Origin of the sequence: Escherichia sp. 94.0001 (assembly GCF_013369155.2) — a bacterium.
GTDB classification, from domain to species: Bacteria; Pseudomonadota; Gammaproteobacteria; order Enterobacterales; family Enterobacteriaceae; genus Escherichia; species Escherichia coli_F.
The window spans coordinates 83804-105246 of sequence record NZ_JABWMS020000003.1; the positions used below are offsets into that span (position 1 = coordinate 83804).

Below are 21443 nucleotides of genomic sequence, written 5' to 3' on the forward strand. Positions count from 1 at the left end.
TGCGCTTATCAGGCCTGCAAACGACGTATTGATTATGTATGCCGGATAAGGCGTTCACGCCGCATCCGGCAAGTTGTATTGCTCAACTTCGCTAAATCTGGTGCTTTTTCAACAACGCGCGGAACTGATGATAGGTTAACCCCAGTAATTCAGCCGCGCGCTTCTGGTTATATTTCCCTTGTTGCAAACTGAGTTGCAGCAACTCTTTTTCCTGCTGCATCTGAAACTCACGTAAATCCAGCGGCAGCGTTGGAAGCGAGGTGGTTTCTGAAACGGCGATAGCGTCTTCAGGCGGACGCCGTTTAAAGGGATCAATAATGATGTCATCAAGCGGATAATCGCTGGTGCCGTGGCGATACACTGAACGCTCCACCACGTTTTTCAATTCACGAATATTTCCCGGCCAGCGATAATTCAGCAATGTTTCTCTGGCGCGCTCCGTAAAACCCGGGAACAGAGGCAGCTTGATTTCCCGACACATCTGAATGGCAAAGTGTTCTGCCATCAGCATAATGTCGCTTTCGCGCTCGCGCAGGGGCGGCAGTTGCACTACATCGAAAGCCAGCCGGTCGAGCAGGTCAGCGCGAAAAGTACCTTCATTGACCATCGCCGGGAGATCGGCATTCGTCGCGCATACCAACCGCACATTCACCTGCAATGGCTGGCTGCCGCCAACGCGCTCCAGTTCACCGTACTCAATCACGCGCAATAATTTCTCCTGTACCATCATCGGTGCCGTAGCGAGTTCATCAAGAAATAGCGTACCGCCATCGGCACGTTCAAATCTCCCTGGATGACGTTTTTGCGCACCGGTAAACGCGCCCGCTTCGTGACCAAACAGTTCGGAATCCAGCAGATTTTCATTTAACGCCGCGCAGTTAAGGGAAATAAACGGCCCCTGCCAACGGGAGGAGAGATAATGCAGACGGCTGGCAATCAGCTCTTTACCTGTTCCGCGCTCGCCGATGATGAGCACCGGTTTGTCCAGCGGTGCGAGATGCGAAACCTGTTCCAGCACTTCGAGAAAGCTGTTCGCCTCACCGAGTAAATTATCTTTGTATTCTGCCATGATGAAATTCGCCACTTGTTAGTGTAATTCGCTAACTCATCCTGGCATGTTGCTGTTGATTTTTCAATCAGATCTTTATAAATCAAAAAGATAAAAAATTGGCACGCAAATTGTATTAACAGTTCAGCAGGACAATCCTGAACGCAGAAATAAAGAGGACAACATTATGGGTATTTTTTCTCGCTTTGCCGACATCGTGAATGCCAACATCAACGCTCTGTTAGAGAAAGCGGAAGATCCACAGAAACTGGTGCGTCTGATGATCCAGGAGATGGAAGATACACTGGTTGAAGTACGTTCTACTTCGGCGCGTGCGCTGGCAGAAAAGAAACAGCTGACTCGCCGTATTGAACAAGCGTCGGCGCGTGAAGTTGAATGGCAGGAAAAAGCCGAACTGGCACTGCTGAAAGATAGAGAAGACCTGGCGCGTGCGGCGTTAATTGAAAAACAGAAACTGACCGATCTGATTAAGAGCCTGGAACATGAAGTGACGCTGGTGGACGATACGCTGGTGCGTATGAAGAAAGAGATCGGCGAGCTGGAAAACAAATTGAGTGAAACACGCGCTCGCCAGCAGGCATTGATGTTACGCCATCAGGCGGCAAACTCGTCGCGCGATGTGCGTCGTCAACTGGACAGTGGCAAACTGGATGAAGCAATGGCTCGTTTCGAATCTTTCGAACGTCGTATTGACCAGATGGAAGCGGAAGCAGAAAGCCACAGCTTCGGTAAACAAAAATCGCTGGACGATCAGTTTGCCGAACTGAAAGCCGATGATGCAATCAGCGAGCAACTGGCACAATTAAAAGCCAAAATGAAGCAAGACAATCAATAATAACATCCAGGCGGCGTCTGAACGCGCCGCCGCTCATCGTCTAAGGAGTACTTATGAGCGCGCTATTTCTGGCTATTCCGTTAACCATTTTTGTGCTGTTTGTTTTACCGATCTGGTTATGGCTGCATTACAGCAATCGTTCCGGTCGCGGTGAATTGTCGCAAAGTGAGCAGCAACGATTAGCGCAACTGGCTGATGAAGCAAAACGGATGCGCGAACGTATTCAGGCACTGGAATCCATTCTTGATGCAGAACATCCGAACTGGAGGGATCGCTAATGGCGGGCATTAATCTCAATAAAAAATTATGGCGTATTCCACAGCAGGGCATGGTACGCGGCGTCTGCGCCGGGATTGCCAACTATTTTGATGTACCGGTAAAACTGGTGCGTATCCTGGTGGTGCTGTCGATTTTCTTCGGTCTGGCGCTGTTTACCCTGGTTGCTTACATCATTTTGTCATTTGCGCTTGATCCAATGCCGGACAACATGGCCTTTGGTGAGCAGCTACCTTCCAGCAGCGAATTGCTGGATGATGTCGACCGTGAACTGGCGGCAAGTGAAACGCGTTTACGCGAGATGGAACGTTATGTCACTTCCGATACTTTCACGTTACGTAGCCGTTTCCGTCAACTGTGAGGAAAGTTATGAATACTCGCTGGCAACAGGCCGGGCAAAAGGTGAAGCCTGGTTTCAAATTAGCAGGCAAGCTGGTACTTCTTACCGCACTGCGCTATGGCCCGGCGGGTGTAGCTGGTTGGGCGATAAAATCAGTTGCTCGCCGACCGCTGAAAATGTTGCTGGCCGTGGCGCTGGAACCGCTGTTAAGTCGGGCTGCCAATAAACTGGCGCAGCGTTATAAAAGGTGAGGGGAGTTTCGCAAAAATTGTTAAAGCTAAGGCGTATTATGGATGGCAATTTTCATCCATAGAAGGACGCTTACATGTTTAAAAAAGGCTTACTTGCTCTGACACTGGTGTTTTCACTGCCCGTTTTCGCCGCTGAACACTGGATCGATGTTCGTGTTCCAGAGCAGTATCAGCAAGAGCACGTTCAGGGAGCCATCAATATTCCCCTGAAGGAAGTGAAAGAGCGCATTGCCACCGCCGTTCCGGATAAAAACGACACCGTGAAAGTGTATTGCAATGCCGGACGCCAGTCAGGGCAGGCAAAAGAGATCCTTAGCGAGATGGGATATACCCACGTTGAGAACGCTGGCGGCCTGAAAGACATCGCAATGCCGAAGGTCAAAGGTTAAAAGAATCCACCCTAAGCGGCGCTTATGCGCCGTTTACTTTTTCTGTCACACCTTATTTACATCCCCATAGATTATTTGCGTCAGCTCACAAATACGCTTTTTCCCTGGTAAAAAATGATTTCCTGCGTGACTAAAACCCTTGTGCTCAATTGACAGTTTATTTTCTGCGGAGTAGTCTCTCGCTTCATGGGATCGCTACCACGGAAAGGCAACATGAAACAGAAAATTACGGATTACCTGGACGAAATCTACGGTGGAACATTTACCGCGACTCATTTACAGAAACTTGTAACGCGTCTTGAGAGTGCGAAAAGATTAATTACACAACGACGTAAAAAACACTGGGATGAAAGTGATGTCGTGTTAATTACCTATGCCGATCAATTTCACAGTAATGATTTAAAACCACTACCCACATTTAATCAGTTTTACCATCACTGGCTGCAAAGCATTTTTTCACATGTCCATTTGTTGCCATTTTACCCATGGTCATCTGATGATGGCTTTTCGGTAATTGATTATCATCAGGTCGCCAGTGAAGCAGGGGAGTGGCAGGATATTCAGCAACTCGGTGAATGCAGTCATTTAATGTTTGATTTTGTCTGCAACCATATGTCGGCAAAAAGTGAATGGTTTAAAAACTATTTACAACAGCAGCCAGGTTTTGAAGATTTTTTTATTGCCGTTGACCCGCAAACCGATCTCAGCGCCGTCATTCGCCCGCGTGCGTTACCGTTATTAACGCCATTCCAGATGCGCGATCATTCAACGCGCCATTTATGGACCACCTTTAGCGACGATCAAATTGACCTGAATTACCGTAGCCCTGAAGTGTTACTGGCGATGGTGGATGTTTTACTGTGTTACCTTGAGAAAGGTGCTGAGTATGTCCGCCTGGATGCCGTTGGCTTTATGTGGAAAGAGCCGGGAACAAGCTGCATCCATCTGGTAAAAACACATCTGATTATCAAGCTGTTACGGTCGATTATTGATGACGTAGCACCAGGTACAGTGATCATTACCGAGACCAATGTTCCGCACAAAGACAACATTGCTTACTTTGGAAACGGTGATGACGAAGCGCATATGGTGTACCAGTTCTCGCTGCCGCCGCTGGTGCTGCATGCGGTGCAAAAACAGAACGTTGAGGCGCTTTGTGCGTGGGCGCAAAACCTGACACTACCTTCCAGCATCACCACCTGGTTTAACTTCCTCGCCTCTCACGATGGCATCGGGCTTAACCCACTGCGTGGCTTGCTACCCGAAAGCGAAATATTAGCGCTGGTCGAGGCATTACAGCAGGAAGGGGCATTAGTAAACTGGAAAAATAATCCCGATGGTACGCGCAGTCCGTATGAAATGAATGTGACCTACATGGACGCATTGAGCCATCGCGATTGCAGTGACGAAGAACGCTGTGCCCGGTTTATTCTTGCTCATGCCATATTGTTAACCTTTCCCGGTGTGCCTGCTGTCTATATTCAAAGTATTCTGGGTTCACGTAATGATTACGCTGGTGTCGAAAAGCTGGGATATAACCGCGCGATTAACCGTAAGAAATATCGTAGTGAAGAGATAGCCAGTGAACTGAACGATGAAACGACACTCAGGCACGCAGTATATCATCAGCTGTCGCATTTAATTACGCTTCGTCGCCGTCATAAAGAATTTCATCCGGATAATAGTTTTACCATCGATATAATTAATTCATCTGTAATGCGTATTCGAAGAAGCACTGCAACCGGTGATTGTCTGACGGGTTTGTTTAATGTCAGTGAAAATATTCAGCATATAAATATTACTGATCTGCACGGTCGGGATCTGATTAGTGAAGTTGATATAGTGGGTAATGATATAACGCTGCGCCCCTGGCAGGTTATGTGGATTAAATAAAAAGGAACATCTCATGATTAAATCAAAAATCGTGCTGTTATCAGCACTGGTTTCCTGCGCCCTGATTTCAGGTTGTAAAGAAGAAAATAAAACGAATGTTTCCATCGAGTTTATGCATTCTTCGGTGGAACAGGAACGCCAGGCGGTAATTAGTCAGTTAATTGCGCGTTTTGAAAAAGAAAACCCAGGCATCACTGTTAAACAAGTGCCGGTGGAAGAAGATGCCTATAACACCAAAGTCATCACCCTTTCCCGTAGCGGCTCGCTGCCGGAAGTGATCGAAACCAGCCATGACTACGCGAAAGTGATGGACAAAGAACAGCTTATCGATCGCAAAGCGGTTGCTACGGTCATCAGTAATGTCGGTGAAGGCGCGTTTTATGACGGCGTTCTGCGGATTGTGCGCACCGAAGATGGTAGCGCCTGGACCGGTGTTCCTGTCAGCGCATGGATTGGCGGTATCTGGTATCGCAAAGATGTGCTGGCAAAAGCCGGGCTGGATGAGCCGAAAAACTGGCAACAGTTGCTGGATGTCGCACAGAAACTGAACGATCCGGCGAATAAAAAATACGGTATTGCACTGCCGACGGCAGAAAGCGTACTAACCGAACAATCGTTCTCTCAGTTTGCGTTATCCAATCAGGCCAACGTTTTTAACGCCGAAGGCAAAATCACCCTTGATACGCCGGAGATGATGCAGGTGCTGACCTATTACCGCGACCTTGCTGCCAACACCATGCCGGGTTCTAACGACATTATGGAAGTGAAAGACGCCTTTATGAACGGCACCGCGCCGATGGCGATTTACTCCACCTATATCCTTCCGGCTGTGATTAAAGAAGGTGACCCGAAAAATGTCGGTTTCGTGGTGCCAACCGAGAAAAACTCGGCGGTCTACGGCATGTTGACCTCGCTGACCATTACCGCCGGGCAAAAGAGCGAAGAGACGGAAGCGGCAGAAAAATTTGTCACCTTTATGGAGCAGGCAGACAACATTGCCGACTGGGTGATGATGTCGCCAGGCGCGGCGCTGCCGGTGAACAAAGCGGTTGTGACGACTGCCACCTGGAAAGATAACGACGTGATTAAGGCGCTGGGAGACTTGCCGAATCAGTTGATTAGCGAACTGCCAAACATTCAGGTCTTTGGCGCGGTAGGGGACAAAAACTTTACCCGCATGGGCGATGTCACGGGGTCTGGTGTGGTGAGTTCAATGGTGCATAACGTCACCGTGGGGAAAGCCGATCTCTCAACCACGCTGCAAGCGAGCCAGAAAAAGCTGGATGAACTGATCGAACAGCACTAATCCCAGGACAGGAATCCGCAATGAACAGGCTTTTTTCAGGTCGTTCCGATATGCCCTTTGCGCTGCTGCTTCTCGCGCCCAGCTTATTACTGCTGGGCGGTCTGGTGGCGTGGCCAATGGTGTCGAATATCGAAATCAGTTTTTTACGTCTGCCGCTCAATCCCAACATCGAGGCAACGTTTGTTGGGGTGAGCAACTATGTGCGTATTCTCTCCGATCCCGGCTTCTGGCACTCGCTGTGGATGACGGTCTGGTATACCGCGCTGGTGGTGGCAGGTAGCACCGTGCTCGGCCTGGCGGTGGCGATGTTTTTCAACCGCGAGTTTCGCCTGCGCAAAACCGCGCGTTCGTTGGTAATCCTCTCCTACGTAACGCCGTCCATTTCGCTGGTGTTCGCCTGGAAATACATGTTCAACAACGGCTACGGCATTGTGAACTACCTCGGCGTCGATCTTCTGCATCTCTATGAGCAGGCGCCGCTGTGGTTCGATAACCCGGGCAGTAGTTTTGTGCTGGTGGTGCTGTTCGCCATCTGGCGCTACTTCCCGTATGCCTTTATCTCGTTTCTGGCGATTTTGCAGACCATTGATAAATCGTTGTACGAAGCGGCAGAGATGGACGGCGCGAATGCCTGGCAACGGTTTCGCATCGTCACGCTGCCCGCGATTATGCCGGTCCTGGCGACGGTGGTGACTCTGCGTACCATCTGGATGTTCTATATGTTCGCTGACGTTTACTTGCTGACGACCAAGGTCGATATTCTCGGCGTCTATCTCTACAAAACCGCCTTTGCCTTTAATGACTTAGGGAAAGCGGCGGCGATCTCAGTGGTGCTCTTCATCATTATTTTCGCTGTCATTCTGCTGACCAGAAAACGGGTGAACCTCAATGGCAACAAATAAACGCACACTCAGTCGCATCGGTTTTTACTGCGGGCTGGCGCTGTTTCTCATCATCACGCTGTTTCCCTTTTTTGTGATGCTGATGACCTCGTTCAAAAGCGCGAAAGAGGCGATCTCGCTGCATCCTACGCTGCTGCCACAGCAGTGGACGCTGGAGCATTACGTCGACATTTTTAACCCGGTGATTTTTCCGTTTGTCGATTATTTCCGTAACAGCCTGGTGGTGTCGGTAGTTTCATCCGTGATAGCAGTATTTCTCGGCATTCTCGGGGCTTACGCGCTTTCCCGCCTGCGCTTTAAAGGGCGAATGACCATCAACGCCAGCTTTTACACGGTGTACATGTTCTCCGGCATTTTGCTGGTGGTGCCGCTGTTCAAAATCATCACTGCGCTTGGCATTTACGACACCGAGATGGCGCTGATCATCACCATGGTGACGCAAACCCTGCCTACCGCCGTGTTTATGCTGAAAAGCTACTTCGACACCATCCCCGATGAAATCGAAGAAGCGGCGATGATGGATGGCCTCAACCGGCTGCAAATCATCTTCCGCATCACGGTACCGCTGGCGATGTCGGGCCTGATATCCGTGTTCGTCTACTGCTTTATGGTGGCGTGGAACGACTATCTGTTTGCGTCGATTTTCCTCTCCAGCGCCAGCAATTTCACCTTACCGGTGGGCCTGAACGCGCTGTTCAGTACCCCTGATTACATCTGGGGCCGAATGATGGCGGCCTCGCTGGTGACCGCATTGCCGGTGGTGATTATGTATGCACTTTCGGAACGTTTTATTAAGAGTGGTTTGACCGCCGGTGGCGTGAAGGGCTAAAGCGGCCAGTTTCTTGACAAGGAGTTTTACATGAAAAAGTTAGTAGCCACAGCACCGCGCGTTGCCGCGTTGGTGGAGTATGAAGACAGGGCGATTTCAGCCAATGAAGTGAAGATCCGCGTGCGGTTCGGCGCGCCGAAACACGGGACGGAAGTGGTCGATTTCCGCGCCGCCAGCCCGTTTATTAATGAAGACTTTAATGGCGAATGGCAGATGTTCACCCCCCGTCCGGCAGATGCGCCACGCGGCATTGAGTTTGGCAAGTTCCAGCTTGGCAACATGGTGGTTGGCGACATTATCGAGTGCGGCAGCGAGGTTACCGACTACGCGGTGGGCGACAGCGTATGCGGCTACGGCCCGCTTTCCGAAACGGTCATCATTAACGCGGTGAATAACTACAAACTGCGCAAGATGCCGCAAGGTAGCTCGTGGAAAAACGCCGTCTGTTACGACCCGGCGCAGTTTGCCATGAGCGGCGTGCGCGATGCCAACGTGCGCGTGGGCGATTTTGTGGTGGTGGTAGGGCTTGGCGCGATTGGTCAAATTGCCATTCAACTGGCAAAACGCGCTGGTGCGTCGGTGGTGATTGGTGTCGATCCTATCGCCCATCGCTGTGATATTGCCCGTCGCCACGGGGCGGATTTCTGCCTTAACCCCATTGGCACAGATGTAGGCAAAGAGATTAAAACGCTGACCGGCAAGCAGGGTGCCGATGTGATTATCGAAACCAGCGGCTACGCCGACGCGCTGCAATCGGCACTGCGCGGCTTGGCTTATGGCGGCACCATCTCGTATGTCGCATTTGCCAAACCATTTGCCGAAGGTTTCAACCTCGGACGTGAAGCGCATTTCAACAACGCCAAAATTGTCTTCTCTCGTGCGTGCAGTGAACCGAACCCGGATTATCCGCGCTGGAGCCGCAAGCGTATTGAAGAAACCTGCTGGGAACTGCTGATGAACGGTTATCTCAATTGTGAAGATTTAATCGACCCAGTGGTGACCTTTGCTAAAAGCCCGGAAAGCTACATGCAGTATGTCGACCAGCATCCGGAACAGAGCATCAAAATGGGCGTAACTTTTTAATTCTAAGGACGGAAAAATGAAAATCGGTACACAGAATCAGGCCTTCTTTCCGGAAAATATTCTGGAGAAATTTCGTTATATCAAAGAGATGGGTTTTGATGGCTTTGAGATTGACGGCAAACTGCTGGTTAACAATATCGAAGAAGTCAAAGCAGCGATCAAAGAAACCGGTTTACCGGTGACCACCGCCTGCGGCGGCTATGACGGCTGGATTGGCGACTTTTTCGAAGAACGTCGTCTTAATGGTTTAAAGCAGATTGAACGCATTCTCGAAGCGCTGGCGGAAGTGGGCGGTAAAGGTATTGTCGTTCCGGCTGCGTGGGGCATGTTTACCTTCCGCTTACCGCCGATGACCTCACCGCGCAGCCTGGACGGCGATCGTCAAATGGTGAGCGATTCCCTGCGTTTCCTGGAAAAGGTGGCCGCGCGTACCGGAACGGTGGTGTATCTCGAACCGCTAAACCGCTATCAGGACCACATGATCAACACGCTCGCCGATGCTCGTCGTTACATCGTCGAAAACAACCTTAAACATGTGCAGATTATCGGCGATTTCTATCACATGAACATCGAAGAGGATAACCTGGCGCAGGCGCTGCATGACAACCGTGACCTGCTTGGTCATGTGCATATTGCCGATAACCATCGCTATCAGCCGGGCAGCGGTACCCTCGATTTCCACGCGCTGTTTGAACAGCTGCGCGCCGATAACTATCAGGGCTATGTGGTGTATGAAGGGCGCATTCGGGCAGAAGATCCTGCTCAGGCGTACCGTGATTCTTTGGCCTGGTTGCGCACCTGCTAAGAGGTCTTTGTGAAAAGTGCAATGACAAGCTCTCCGCTGCGGGTCGCGATAATAGGCGCGGGCCAGGTGGCGGATAAGGTTCATGCTTCGTACTACTGCACCCGCAACGATCTGGAACTGGTGGCTGTCTGTGACAGCCACCTTTCCCAGGCGCAGGCGTTGGCAGAGAAATACGGGAACGCATCCGTGTGGGACGATCCGCAGGCCATGCTGCTGGCGGTAAAACCTGACGTGGTAAGCGTCTGTTCACCCAACCGTTTTCATTACGAGCATACCCTGATGGCGCTGGAGGCAGGCTGCCATGTGATGTGCGAGAAACCACCCGCCATGACGCCAGAACAGGCGCGGGAGATGTGTGATACCGCGCGCAAACAGGGTAAGGTGCTGGCCTACGATTTTCACCATCGTTTTGCCCTTGATACGCAACAACTGCGTGAACAGGTGACCAACGGCGTTTTGGGTGAGATTTACGTCACGACCGCCCGAGCCCTGCGTCGCTGCGGTGTTCCCGGTTGGGGTGTGTTTACCAATAAAGAACTGCAGGGCGGCGGCCCGCTGATCGACATTGGCATTCATATGCTGGATGCCGCGATGTATGTGCTGGGCTTTCCGGCGGTGAAAAGCGTGAATGCGCATAGCTTTCAAAAGATCGGCCCGCAAAAGAGCTGTGGTCAATTTGGTGAGTGGGACCCGGCAACCTACAGCGTCGAAGATTCACTGTTTGGCACCATTGAATTTCATAACGGCGGCATTCTTTGGCTCGAGACATCATTTGCACTCAACATCCGCGAACAGTCGATTATGAACGTCAGCTTTTGCGGTGATAAAGCGGGAGCCACGCTGTTTCCGGCGCATATCTATACCGATAACAACGGTGAATTAATGACGCTGATGCAACGGGAACTGGCCGACGACAACCGTCATTTGCGCAGCATGGAAGCCTTTATCAATCACGTACAGGGCATGCCAGTGATGATTGCCGACGCCGAGCAAGGGTACATCATCCAGCAACTGGTGGCGGCGCTGTATCAATCCGCAGAAACAGGGACGCGTGTGGAATTATGACCAGGCCAGTAACATTAACGGAACCCCAATTCAGCCAGCATACCCTGAATAAATATGCCTCATTAATGGCGCAGGGGAACGGCTATCTTGGGCTTCGTGCCAGCCATGAAGAAGATTACACGCGGCAGACGCGCGGCATGTATCTGGCGGGGCTTTATCATCGAGCCGGGAAAGGTGAAATCAACGAACTGGTGAATCTGCCAGACGTGGTGGGAATGGAAATTACCCTAAACGGCGAGATTTTTTCGTTATCCCGCGAAGCGTGGCAGCGTGAGCTTGACTTTGCCAGTGGAGAATTACGCCGCAGTGTTACCTGGCGCACGAGCGACGGCGCAGGGTTTACCCTTGCAAGTCGTCGCTTTGTTTCGACAGATCAACTGCCGTTGATCGCGCTGGAAATCAGTATTACCCCGCTGGACGCCGACGCGTCAGTGCTGATCTCAACAGGCATTAACGCCACGCAAACCAACCACGGTCGCCAGCATCTGGACGAAACCCAGGTGCGGGTGTTTGGTCAGCACCTGATGCAGGGGATCTACACCACCCAGGATGGGCGCAGTGATGTGGCAATCAGTTGCCACTGTCAGGCGAGTGGTGACGTTCAGCAGTGTTATACCGCCAAAGAGCGCCGCTTGCTACAACACACCAGCGCGCAACTTCGCACAGGTGAAACACTGACCCTGCAAAAGCGGGTGTGGATTGACTGGCGGGACAACCGACATGCCGCTTTAGACGAGTGGGGCAGTGCGTCGCTTCGCCAGCTCGAAATGTGTACACAACAGAGTTATGACCAACTTCTTGCAGCATCGACAGAAAACTGGCAGCAATGGTGGCAGAAACGTCGTATCACGGTAAACAGTTGCGATGTGCACGATCAGCGGGCGTTAGACTATGCGCTTTATCATTTGCGTATTATGACGCCCGCCCATGACGAGCGTAGCAGCATTGCGGCGAAAGGCTTAACCGGCGAAGGCTACAAAGGCCACGTTTTCTGGGATACGGAAGTGTTTCTGCTGCCGTTCCATCTGTTTAGCGAACCGACGATTGCCCGAAGTTTACTGCGCTATCGCTGGCACAACTTGCCTGGCGCGCAGGAGAAAGCGCGACGCAATGGCTGGCAGGGCGCGCTGTTTCCGTGGGAGAGCGCACGTAGCGGCGAAGAAGAAACGCCGGAATTTGCCGCCATTAACATTCGTACCGGACTGCGGCAAAAAGTGGCCTCAGCGCAGGCGGAACATCATCTGGTTGCCGATATCGCCTGGGCGGTTATTCAATACTGGCAGGTAACGGGAGATGAAAGCTTCATTGCTCACGAAGGCATGGCGTTACTGCTGGAGACTGCAAAGTTCTGGATTAGCCGCGCGGTAAGGGTTAACGATCGTCTGGAAATTCATGATGTTATTGGGCCAGACGAATATACCGAACACGTTAATAATAACGCATACACCAGTTATATGGCCTGCTACAACGTCCAACAGGCGCTGAATATTGCTCGCCAGTTTGGCTGTAGCGACGACGCGTTTATTCATCGTGCCGACATGTTCCTCAAAGAGCTGTGGGTGCCAGAAATTCAGCCCGACGGCGTTTTGCCGCAGGATGATTCGTTTATGGCGAAACCGGCGATAGATCTGGCGAAATACAAAGCGGCGGCAGGCAAACAAACCATTCTGCTGGATTATTCACGCGCAGAAGTGAACGAGATGCAGATCCTCAAGCAGGCCGATGTGGTGATGCTCAATTACATGCTACCGGAACAATTTTCAGCGGCCTCGTGTCTCGCCAATCTGCAATTTTATGAACCGCGCACCATTCACGACTCGTCATTGAGTAAAGCGATCCACGGCATTGTTGCCGCGCGTTGTGGCTTGCTTGCGCAGAGTTACCCGTTCTGGCGCGAGGGGAGTGAAATCGATCTTGGTGCTGATCCGCATAGCTGCGATGACGGTATCCATGCCGCCGCAACTGGCGCTATCTGGCTGGGGGCGATTCAGGGTTTTGCCGGAGTCAGCGTGCGTGACGGTGAATTACATCTCAATCCGGCGTTACCTGAACAGTGGCAACAGTTGTCTTTCCCTCTGTTCTGGCAGGGCTGCGAATTACAGGTCACTCTCGATGCGCAGCGTATTGCGATTCGAACTTCTGCGCCCGTTTCACTGCGGTTGAACGGTCAACTTATTTCCGTGACTGAAGAATCTGTTTTCTGTTTGGGTGATTTTATTTTGCCCTTCAATGGGACCGTTACCACGCATCAGGAGGATGAATGAAACTACAAGGGGTAATTTTCGATCTGGATGGCGTGATCACCGACACCGCACATCTGCACTTCCAGGCATGGCAGCAAATTGCCGCCGAAATCGGCATCAGCATCGATGCGCAATTTAACGAGACGTTAAAAGGGATCAGCCGCGATGAGTCCCTGCGACGCATTCTGCAACACGGGGGCAAAGAGGGCGACTTTAACGTGCAAGAGCGGGCGCAACTGGCGTATCGCAAAAATCTGCTCTACGTCCACTCACTGCGCGAACTGACGGTTAACGCTGTTCTGCCGGGAATTCGGCCTTTGCTGGCAGATCTTCGGGCGCAAGGCATCCCGGTAGGGCTGGCTTCCGTCTCTCTGAATGCCCCAACAATTTTAGCGGCGCTGGAGCTGCGCGAGTTTTTCACCTTCTGCGCGGACGCCTCCCAACTTAAACACTCGAAACCGGATCCGGAAATCTTTCTCGCCGCCTGTGCCGGGCTGGGCGTGCCGCCGCAGGCATGTATCGGCATTGAAGATGCGCAGGCGGGCATTGACGCCATTAACGCCAGCGGTATGCGCTCGGTGGGGATCGGCGCGGGCTTAACTGGGGCGCAATTACTGTTGCCCTCAACGGAGTCCCTGACCTGGCCGCGGTTATCGGCCTTCTGGCAAAACGTATAGCAAAGGAATCAACATGGCACAGCTTTCGTTACAACATATTCAAAAGATCTACGATAACCAGGTGCATGTGGTGAAGGACTTCAACCTGGAAATTGCCGATAAAGAGTTCATTGTATTTGTCGGCCCGTCGGGCTGTGGTAAATCGACGACGCTGCGTATGATTGCCGGGCTTGAGGAGATTAGCGGCGGCGATCTGTTGATCGACGGTAAACGAATGAATGACGTTCCGGCCAAAGCACGCAATATCGCGATGGTGTTCCAGAACTACGCGCTGTATCCGCATATGACGGTCTACGACAACATGGCGTTTGGCCTGAAGATGCAAAAAATCGCCAAAGAGGTGATAGATGAGCGGGTTAATTGGGCGGCGCAAATCCTTGGCCTGCGTGAGTACCTGAAACGCAAGCCGGGCGCGCTTTCCGGCGGGCAACGCCAGCGTGTGGCGCTCGGACGGGCGATTGTGCGCGAAGCGGGCGTGTTTTTGATGGATGAACCGCTCTCTAACCTGGATGCCAAGCTGCGCGTACAAATGCGCGCGGAAATCAGCAAGCTGCACCAGAAACTGAACACCACCATGATCTACGTGACCCACGATCAGACCGAAGCGATGACCATGGCGACGCGGATTGTCATTATGAAGGATGGGATTGTTCAGCAGGTCGGTGCGCCGAAAACGGTCTATAACCAACCGGCGAATATGTTTGTTGCCGGATTTATTGGGTCACCTGCAATGAATTTTATTCGCGGCACGATCGATGGCGATAAATTCGTTACGGAAACGCTTAAATTAACCATTCCCGAAGATAAATTAGCGGTTCTGAAAACGCAGGAAAGTTTGCATAAACCCATTGTGATGGGAATACGCCCGGAGGATATTCATCCGGATGCGCAAGAGGAAAATAACATTTCCGCCAAAATTAGCGTGGCGGAATTAACCGGTGCGGAATTTATGCTCTACACCACGGTTGGGGGGCACGAGTTAGTGGTCCGTGCCGGTGCGTTAAATGATTATCATGCAGGAGAAAACGTCACTATTCATTTCGATATGACCAAATGTCATTTCTTTGATGCAGAAACGGAAATAGCAATTCGCTAAATACAGGGGGGAAGGCATTCCCCCAGGATAATACAAGGAACAATAATGAAAAAGTTATTACCCTGTACCGCACTGGTGATGTGTGCGGGAATGGCCTGCGCACAGGCTGAGGAAAAAAACGACTGGCACTTTAATATCGGCGCGATGTACGAAATAGAAAACGTCGAGGGTTATGGCGAAGATATGGACGGGCTGGCGGAGCCTTCCGTCTATTTTAATGCTGCCAATGGGCCGTGGAGAATATCGCTGGCTTATTACCAGGAAGGGCCGGTAGATTATAGCGCGGGTAAACGTGGAACCTGGTTTGATCGCCCGGAACTGGAAGTGCATTATCAGTTTCTCGAAAGCGATGATTTCAGTTTCGGCCTGACCGGTGGTTTCCGTAACTATGGTTATCACTACGTTGATGAACCGGGTAAAGACACGGCAAATATGCAGCGCTGGAAAATCGCGCCAGACTGGGATGTGAAACTGACTGACGATTTACGTTTCAACGGTTGGCTGTCGATGTATAAATTTGCCAACGATCTGAATACGACCGGTTATGCTGATACCCGTGTCGAAACGGAAACGGGTCTGCAATATACCTTCAACGAAACGGTTGCCTTGCGGGTGAACTATTATCTCGAGCGCGGCTTCAATATGGACGACAGCCGCAATAACGGTGAATTCTCCACGCAAGAAATTCGCGCCTATTTACCGCTGACGCTCGGCAATCACTCGGTAACACCGTATACGCGCATTGGGTTGGATCGCTGGAGTAACTGGGACTGGCAGGATGATATCGAACGTGAAGGCCATGATTTTAACCGTCTTGGTTTGTTTTACGGTTATGATTTCCAGAATGGTCTTTCCGTTTCGCTGGAATACGCGTTTGAGTGGCAGGATCACGATGAAGGCGACAGCGATAAATTCCATTATGCAGGTGTCGGTGTGAATTACGCGTTCTGATAATGTGCTAAATTGCCGGATGCGGCGCGAGTACTTTATCCGGTTTATAAATGTAGGCCGGATAAGATGCGCCAGCATCGCATCCGGCATTCAGGCAACGTAGCTGGCATTTATTTCAACGACATATGCGTGGCAACGGTAATATTTTGTGGTGACGGTTTTCCGGCAATTAAGCGGAATAATAACTCGCAGCTTTGTTGACCTAACTCCTGCGTCGGAACATCGATGCCGCCCGGTGCAGGCGTTAATATAAACGACAGCGTTTCATTACTATAACCCACCACCGCTAACTGCTGCGGAATAGCAATGTTTTTCTCTGCCGCCGCACGATAAATGCTCATTAATTTCAGGCTGTCAGTAGCAAACACTGCCTCAGGCAACGGTGACTGGCTTAATAATTCCCGCGCGGCTTGCAGTGCTGTCTCATGGGTATAACCGCCGTCAACGATCCACTCATTGCGCACTGCAATATTATGATCTTCCAGACTCTGCTTATAACCATTAACGCGGTCAACCGAAACATGGACATCAAGCGGAGCATGCAGGCAGGCAATATTTTTATGTCCACTTTCAATTAGCGCATCGGTCAGCGCAATACTGTCGCCAAAATTATCGGTGTCGACAGAATAAACATGGGCGTACTGACCTTCAACTTTGCCAATTACTACCACCGGAATATCGTATTTATCGAGTTGGGCGAAAAAAGACTCATCTGCTGGCGAACTTAGCATAATAATGCCTTTAATCATTTTCTGCTTAATTTTGCTTTCACATTTTTGTAAGTCTTCAGCCGGGTTGTGCGACGTCTGCAATATCACGTCGAAACCCTCATCTTCCGCTTTGGCGGTAATGGCATGCAAAACTTCGGAGAAAAACGGGTTACCCGCCGTAGTTTTAGTCGAACGGGTAGAAATCACCATAATGGCATCAAAGCCCGAAGAGGTCAGCGCGCGGGCCAGTTTATTTGGCTGATACTGTAATTCTTCAATGGCCCGTAACACTTTTTCGCGCGCTTCCGGGGAGATATTGGTTTGCTTATTCAGCACGCGTGATACGGTGGATTTTGATACGCCGGCAACCCTGGCAATATCATAAATAGTAGGGGACATAGGTCAGGAACTCCGTCCGAACGTGAATGCTGCACATCTTATGGAGTTCGCCTCAAGATGACAACACGGGCAGTTGATAATCAAGGGCATGGCCCCCACATTCATATTCTTAAACATGATTTTTTTCTGGTCCACAGGACAGCAATGAAGCGACTTAAAAATGAACTTAATGCGCTGGTGAATCGGGGTGTCGACAGACATCTGCGCCTCGCTGTAACCGGACTTAGCCGCAGCGGCAAAACCGCGTTTATCACTGCGATGGTCAATCAGTTGCTCAATATTCATGCCGGTGCACGCTTGCCGCTATTAAGTGCGGTGCGTGAAGAGCGCCTGCTGGGCGTAAAACGCATTCCCCAGCGTGACTTTGGCATTCCGCGCTTCACCTACGATGAAGGGCTGGCGCAGTTATATGGCGATCCTCCCGCCTGGCCGACCCCAACACGCGGTGTCAGTGAGATTCGCCTGGCGCTACGCTATAAATCGAACGATTCGCTGTTGCGTCACTTCAAAGACACTTCCACGTTGTATCTGGAGATAGTGGATTATCCTGGCGAATGGTTACTCGACTTGCCGATGTTGGCGCAGGACTATTTAAGCTGGTCGCGCCAGATGACGGGCTTACTCAATGGTCAGCGCGGCGAATGGTCGGCAAAATGGCGAATGATGTGCGAAGGGCTGGACCCACTAGCACCTGCCGACGAAAACCGTCTTGCAGACATTGCTGCCGCATGGACCGATTATCTCCACCACTGCAAACAGCAGGGGCTGCACTTTATTCAGCCTGGGCGTTTTGTCTTGCCGGGCGATATGGCAGGTGCGCCCGCGCTGCAATTCTTCCCGTGGCCAGATGTCGATGCCTGGGGCGAGTCCAAACTGGCGCAGGCCGGTAAGCATACCAATGCCGGAATGCTGCGCGAGCGGTTTAATTATTACTGCGAGAAAGTGGTGAAGGGGTTCTATAAAAATCACTTCCTGCGTTTTGATCGGCAGATTGTGCTGGTGGATTGCCTGCAACCTCTCAACAGTGGACCACAAGCATTCAATGATATGCGTCTGGCGCTGACGCAGCTGATGCAAAGCTTCCACTACGGGCAGCGTACCTTGTTCCGGCGCTTGTTTTCGCCGGTTATCGATAAGCTATTGTTTGCTGCCACTAAAGCGGATCATGTGACCATCGATCAGCACGCCAATATGGTTTCATTACTGCAACAACTGATTCAGGATGCCTGGCAAAATGCGGCGTTCGAAGGGATCAGCATGGACTGCCTGGGGCTGGCGTCAGTTCAGGCGACCACCAGCGGCATTATTGATGTTAACGGTGAGAAAATCCCGGCGCTGCGCGGTAATCGACTCAGCGATGGCGCACCGCTCACTGTGTATCCTGGCGAAGTTCCCGCACGTTTGCCTGGCCAGGCGTTCTGGGATAAGCAAGGCTTCCAGTTTGAGGCGTTTCGCCCGCAGGTGATGGATGTCGACAAACCGTTGCCGCATATTCGCCTTGATGCTGCGCTGGAATTTTTAATAGGAGATAAATTGCGATGACCGAACCGTTAAAACCACGTATTGATTTCGACGGTCCACTGGAGGTCGATCAGAATCCAAAATTCAGGGCGCAGCAGACCTTTGACGAAAATCAGGCGCAAAATTTTGCCCCGGCCACGCTCGACGAAGCGCAGGAAGAAGAGGGGCAAGTTGAAGCGGTGATGGACGCAGCGTTACGTCCGAAACGCAGCCTGTGGCGCAAAATGGTGATGGGCGGGTTGGCTCTGTTTGGTGCAAGCGTTGTCGGACAGGGCGTGCAGTGGACGATGAATGCCTGGCAAACTCAGGACTGGGTGGCCTTGGGCGGCTGTGCCGCAGGAGCATTGATTATTGGTGCAGGCGTAGGGTCTGTGGTGACAGAGTGGCGGCGCTTATGGCGCTTGCGCCAGCGTGCTCATGAACGCGATGAAGCGCGCGATTTGTTGCACAGCCACGGCACGGGCAAAGGCCGCGCATTTTGCGAAAAACTGGCGCAGCAGGCTGGTATTGATCAGTCCCATCCGGCGCTGCAACGCTGGTATGCCTCAATCCATGAAACGCAGAACGATCGTGAAGTGGTCAGCCTGTATGCTCATCTGGTCCAGCCGGTTTTAGATGCTCAGGCGCGGCGCGAAATCAGTCGCTCAGCGGCGGAATCAACGTTAATGATCGCCGTTAGCCCGCTGGCGCTGGTGGATATGGCATTTATCGCCTGGCGCAATCTGCGTTTGATCAATCGTATCGCCACGCTGTATGGCATTGAACTGGGATATTACAGCCGTTTGCGCCTGTTTAAGCTGGTATTGCTGAATATCGCTTTTGCCGGAGCCAGCGAACTGGTGCGCGAAGTGGGGATGGACTGGATGTCGCAAGATCTCGCTGCGCGTTTGTCTACCCGCGCAGCTCAGGGGATTGGTGCTGGACTTCTGACGGCACGACTGGGGATTAAAGCTATGGAGCTTTGCCGCCCGCTGCCGTGGATTGACGATGACAAACCTCGCCTCGGGGATTTCCGTCGTCAGCTTATCGGTCAGGTGAAAGAGACGCTGCAAAAAGGCAAAACGCCCAGCGAAAAATAATGCAATATCGGGTGCTGACCGGATATCTTTACGCCGAAGTGCCCGTTTTTCCGTCTTTGTGTCAATGATTGTTGACAGAAACCTTCCTGCTATCCAAATAGTGTCATATCATCATATTAATTGTTCTTTTTTCAGGTGAAGGTTCCCATGCGTCTGGAAGTCTTTTGTGAAGACCGACTTGGTCTGACCCGCGAATTACTCGATCTACTGGTGCTGAGAGGCATTGATTTACGCGGTATTGAGATTGACCCCATTGGGCGAATCTACCTCAATTTTGCCGAACTGGAATTTGAAAGTTTCAGCAGTCTGATGGCCGAAATACGCCGTATTTCAGGTGTTACCGATGTGCGCACTGTTCCGTGGATGCCTTCCGAACGTGAGCATCTGGCGTTGAGCGCGTTACTGGAGGCGTTGCCTGAGCCTGTGCTTTCTGTTGATATGAAAAGCAAAGTGGATATGGCGAACCCGGCGAGCTGTCAGCTTTTTGGGCAAAAATTGGATCGCCTGCGCAACCATACCGCCGCGCAATTAATTAACGGCTTTAATTTTTTACGCTGGCTGGAAAGCGAACCGCAAGACTCGCATAACGAGCATGTCGTTATTAATGGGCAGAATTTCCTGATGGAGATTACGCCTGTTTATCTTCAGGATGAAAATGATCAACACGTTCTGACCGGTGCGGTGGTGATGTTGCGCTCGACGATTCGTATGGGCCGTCAGTTGCAGAATGTCGCTGCACAGGACGTCAGTGCCTTCAGTCAAATTGTCGCCGTCAGCCCGAAAATGAAGCATGTTGTCGAACAGGCGCAGAAACTAGCGATGCTAAGCGCGCCGTTGCTGATTACGGGTGACACCGGTACAGGTAAAGATCTCTTTGCCTACGCCTGCCATCAGGCAAGCCCACGAGCGGGCAAACCTTACCTGGCGCTGAACTGCGCGTCTATACCGGAAGATGCGGTCGAGAGTGAACTGTTTGGTCATGCTCCGGAAGGTAAAAAAGGGTTCTTTGAGCAGGCGAACGGTGGTTCGGTGCTGTTAGATGAGATAGGCGAGATGTCGCCAAGGATGCAGGCGAAATTACTGCGTTTCCTTAATGATGGTACTTTCCGTCGAGTTGGTGAAGATCATGAAGTGCATGTCGATGTAAGGGTTATTTGCGCTACGCAGAAGAATTTGGTCGAACTGGTGCAAAAAGGCGTGTTCCGTGAAGATCTCTATTATCGTCTGAACGTGTTGACGCTCAATCTGCCGCCGTTACGTGACTGTCCGCAGGACATCATGCCGTTAACTGAACTGTTCGTCGCTCGCTTTGCCGACGAGCAGGGCGTGCCGCGTCCGAAACTGGCCGCTGACCTGAATACTGTACTTACGCGTTATGCGTGGCCGGGAAATGTGCGGCAGTTAAAGAACGCTATCTATCGCGCACTGACACAACTGGACGGCTATGAGCTGCGTCCTCAGGATATTTTGTTGCCGGATTATGACGCCGCAACGGTAGCCGTGGGCGAAGATGCGATGGAAGGTTCGCTGGACGAAATTACCAGCCGTTTTGAACGCTCGGTATTAACTCAGCTTTATCGCAATTATCCCAGCACGCGCAAACTGGCAAAACGTCTCGGCGTTTCGCATACCGCGATTGCCAATAAGTTGCGGGAATATGGCTTAAACCAGAAGAAAAGCGAAGAGTGATTGTGCTGGCTGCGCCGTTCAGGCGCAGCGGCAAC

The 21443-nt window shown here is 51.5% G+C and carries 21 protein-coding genes; 19 read left to right on the top strand and 2 right to left on the bottom strand.

Going from position 1 to position 21443, the window contains the following annotated elements; genetic code table 11:
* Window positions 1–91 precede the first annotated feature (91 nt).
* Window positions 92–1069, bottom strand: a complete 978-nt coding sequence (gene pspF / locus HEN33_RS02540) for a phage shock protein operon transcriptional activator (RefSeq protein WP_000852835.1) — start codon at window positions 1067–1069, stop codon at window positions 92–94.
* A 166-nt stretch (window positions 1070–1235) separates the two neighbouring features.
* On the opposite strand from pspF, the gene pspA reads away from it, so the two are divergent.
* The 16 genes from pspA to ompG all read left to right on the top strand — a co-directional run bounded on the left by pspA (window position 1236) and on the right by ompG (window position 16010).
* On the top strand, window positions 1236–1904 hold the full coding sequence (pspA, locus tag HEN33_RS02545; RefSeq protein WP_000511019.1) for a phage shock protein PspA: 669 nt from the start codon (window positions 1236–1238) through the stop codon (window positions 1902–1904).
* A gap of 53 nt (window positions 1905–1957) precedes the next feature.
* A complete protein-coding gene (gene pspB / locus HEN33_RS02550) occupies window positions 1958–2182 on the top strand; it encodes an envelope stress response membrane protein PspB (protein ID WP_001274958.1) in 225 nt (74 codons plus the stop codon).
* The gene (gene pspC / locus HEN33_RS02555; protein WP_000907386.1) at window positions 2182–2541 is read left to right on the top strand and encodes an envelope stress response membrane protein PspC; all 360 of its coding nucleotides are present in this window, start codon (window positions 2182–2184) and stop codon (window positions 2539–2541) included. The genes pspB and pspC overlap by 1 nt, the downstream gene beginning before the upstream one ends.
* Window positions 2542–2549: 8 nt before the next feature.
* On the top strand, window positions 2550–2771 hold the full coding sequence (pspD, locus tag HEN33_RS02560) for a phage shock protein PspD (protein ID WP_001295585.1): 222 nt from the start codon (window positions 2550–2552) through the stop codon (window positions 2769–2771).
* Window positions 2772–2845: 74 nt separating this feature from the next.
* A complete protein-coding gene (pspE, locus tag HEN33_RS02565; RefSeq protein ID WP_000473128.1) occupies window positions 2846–3160 on the top strand; it encodes a thiosulfate sulfurtransferase PspE in 315 nt (104 codons plus the stop codon).
* Window positions 3161–3373: 213 nt separating this feature from the next.
* Window positions 3374–5053 carry a sugar phosphorylase gene (locus HEN33_RS02570; RefSeq protein ID WP_176262636.1) on the top strand — a complete coding sequence of 560 codons (1680 nt, stop codon included), beginning with the start codon at window positions 3374–3376 and terminating at the stop codon, window positions 5051–5053.
* A gap of 13 nt (window positions 5054–5066) precedes the next feature.
* Entirely contained in the window at window positions 5067–6359 is a 1293-nt protein-coding gene (locus HEN33_RS02575; protein ID WP_176262635.1) for an ABC transporter substrate-binding protein, read from the top strand.
* A gap of 20 nt (window positions 6360–6379) precedes the next feature.
* A complete protein-coding gene (locus HEN33_RS02580) occupies window positions 6380–7261 on the top strand; it encodes a carbohydrate ABC transporter permease (RefSeq protein ID WP_001080777.1) in 882 nt (293 codons plus the stop codon).
* Window positions 7248–8090, top strand: coding sequence for a carbohydrate ABC transporter permease (locus tag HEN33_RS02585; RefSeq protein ID WP_032302944.1), 843 nt, complete (start codon window positions 7248–7250; stop codon window positions 8088–8090). The genes HEN33_RS02580 and HEN33_RS02585 overlap by 14 nt, the downstream gene beginning before the upstream one ends.
* A gap of 30 nt (window positions 8091–8120) precedes the next feature.
* Window positions 8121–9173: a zinc-dependent alcohol dehydrogenase gene (locus HEN33_RS02590; protein WP_105278515.1), complete on the top strand. Its 1053-nt coding sequence runs from the start codon at window positions 8121–8123 to the stop codon at window positions 9171–9173.
* A gap of 16 nt (window positions 9174–9189) precedes the next feature.
* Window positions 9190–9978: a sugar phosphate isomerase/epimerase family protein gene (locus HEN33_RS02595; RefSeq protein WP_176262634.1), complete on the top strand. Its 789-nt coding sequence runs from the start codon at window positions 9190–9192 to the stop codon at window positions 9976–9978.
* 9 nt (window positions 9979–9987) lie between these two features.
* Window positions 9988–11043 carry a Gfo/Idh/MocA family oxidoreductase gene (locus tag HEN33_RS02600; RefSeq protein WP_176262633.1) on the top strand — a complete coding sequence of 352 codons (1056 nt, stop codon included), beginning with the start codon at window positions 9988–9990 and terminating at the stop codon, window positions 11041–11043.
* Window positions 11040–13307 (top strand): glycoside hydrolase family 65 protein, encoded by a 2268-nt coding sequence (locus HEN33_RS02605; protein WP_176262632.1) that lies wholly within the window; start codon window positions 11040–11042, stop codon window positions 13305–13307. The genes HEN33_RS02600 and HEN33_RS02605 overlap by 4 nt, the downstream gene beginning before the upstream one ends.
* Window positions 13304–13963, top strand: coding sequence for a beta-phosphoglucomutase (pgmB, locus tag HEN33_RS02610; RefSeq protein ID WP_039020825.1), 660 nt, complete (start codon window positions 13304–13306; stop codon window positions 13961–13963). The genes HEN33_RS02605 and pgmB overlap by 4 nt, the downstream gene beginning before the upstream one ends.
* 13 nt (window positions 13964–13976) lie before the next feature.
* On the top strand, window positions 13977–15059 hold the full coding sequence (locus tag HEN33_RS02615; RefSeq protein WP_000057969.1) for an ABC transporter ATP-binding protein: 1083 nt from the start codon (window positions 13977–13979) through the stop codon (window positions 15057–15059).
* 45 nt (window positions 15060–15104) lie between these two features.
* A complete protein-coding gene (gene ompG, locus HEN33_RS02620; RefSeq protein WP_000735245.1) occupies window positions 15105–16010 on the top strand; it encodes a monomeric porin OmpG in 906 nt (301 codons plus the stop codon).
* A gap of 110 nt (window positions 16011–16120) precedes the next feature.
* Here ompG and HEN33_RS02625 read toward each other — a convergent pair whose 3' ends face one another.
* Window positions 16121–17119, bottom strand: coding sequence for a LacI family DNA-binding transcriptional regulator (locus HEN33_RS02625; RefSeq protein WP_176262631.1), 999 nt, complete (start codon window positions 17117–17119; stop codon window positions 16121–16123).
* A 144-nt stretch (window positions 17120–17263) separates the two neighbouring features.
* On the opposite strand from HEN33_RS02625, the gene HEN33_RS02630 reads away from it, so the two are divergent.
* The 3 genes from HEN33_RS02630 (at window position 17264) to tyrR (ending at window position 21408) form a co-directional block, all read left to right on the top strand.
* The gene (locus HEN33_RS02630) at window positions 17264–18661 is read left to right on the top strand and encodes a YcjX family GTP-binding protein (protein WP_176262630.1); all 1398 of its coding nucleotides are present in this window, start codon (window positions 17264–17266) and stop codon (window positions 18659–18661) included.
* Complete coding sequence (locus HEN33_RS02635) at window positions 18658–19719, top strand: YcjF family protein (protein WP_000138728.1); 1062 nt, start codon at window positions 18658–18660, stop codon at window positions 19717–19719. Before HEN33_RS02630 ends, HEN33_RS02635 begins: the two co-directional genes overlap by 4 nt.
* Window positions 19720–19866: 147 nt before the next feature.
* Window positions 19867–21408 (top strand): transcriptional regulator TyrR, encoded by a 1542-nt coding sequence (tyrR, locus tag HEN33_RS02640; RefSeq protein WP_176262629.1) that lies wholly within the window; start codon window positions 19867–19869, stop codon window positions 21406–21408.
* The last annotated feature ends 35 nt before the right edge of the window (window positions 21409–21443 follow it).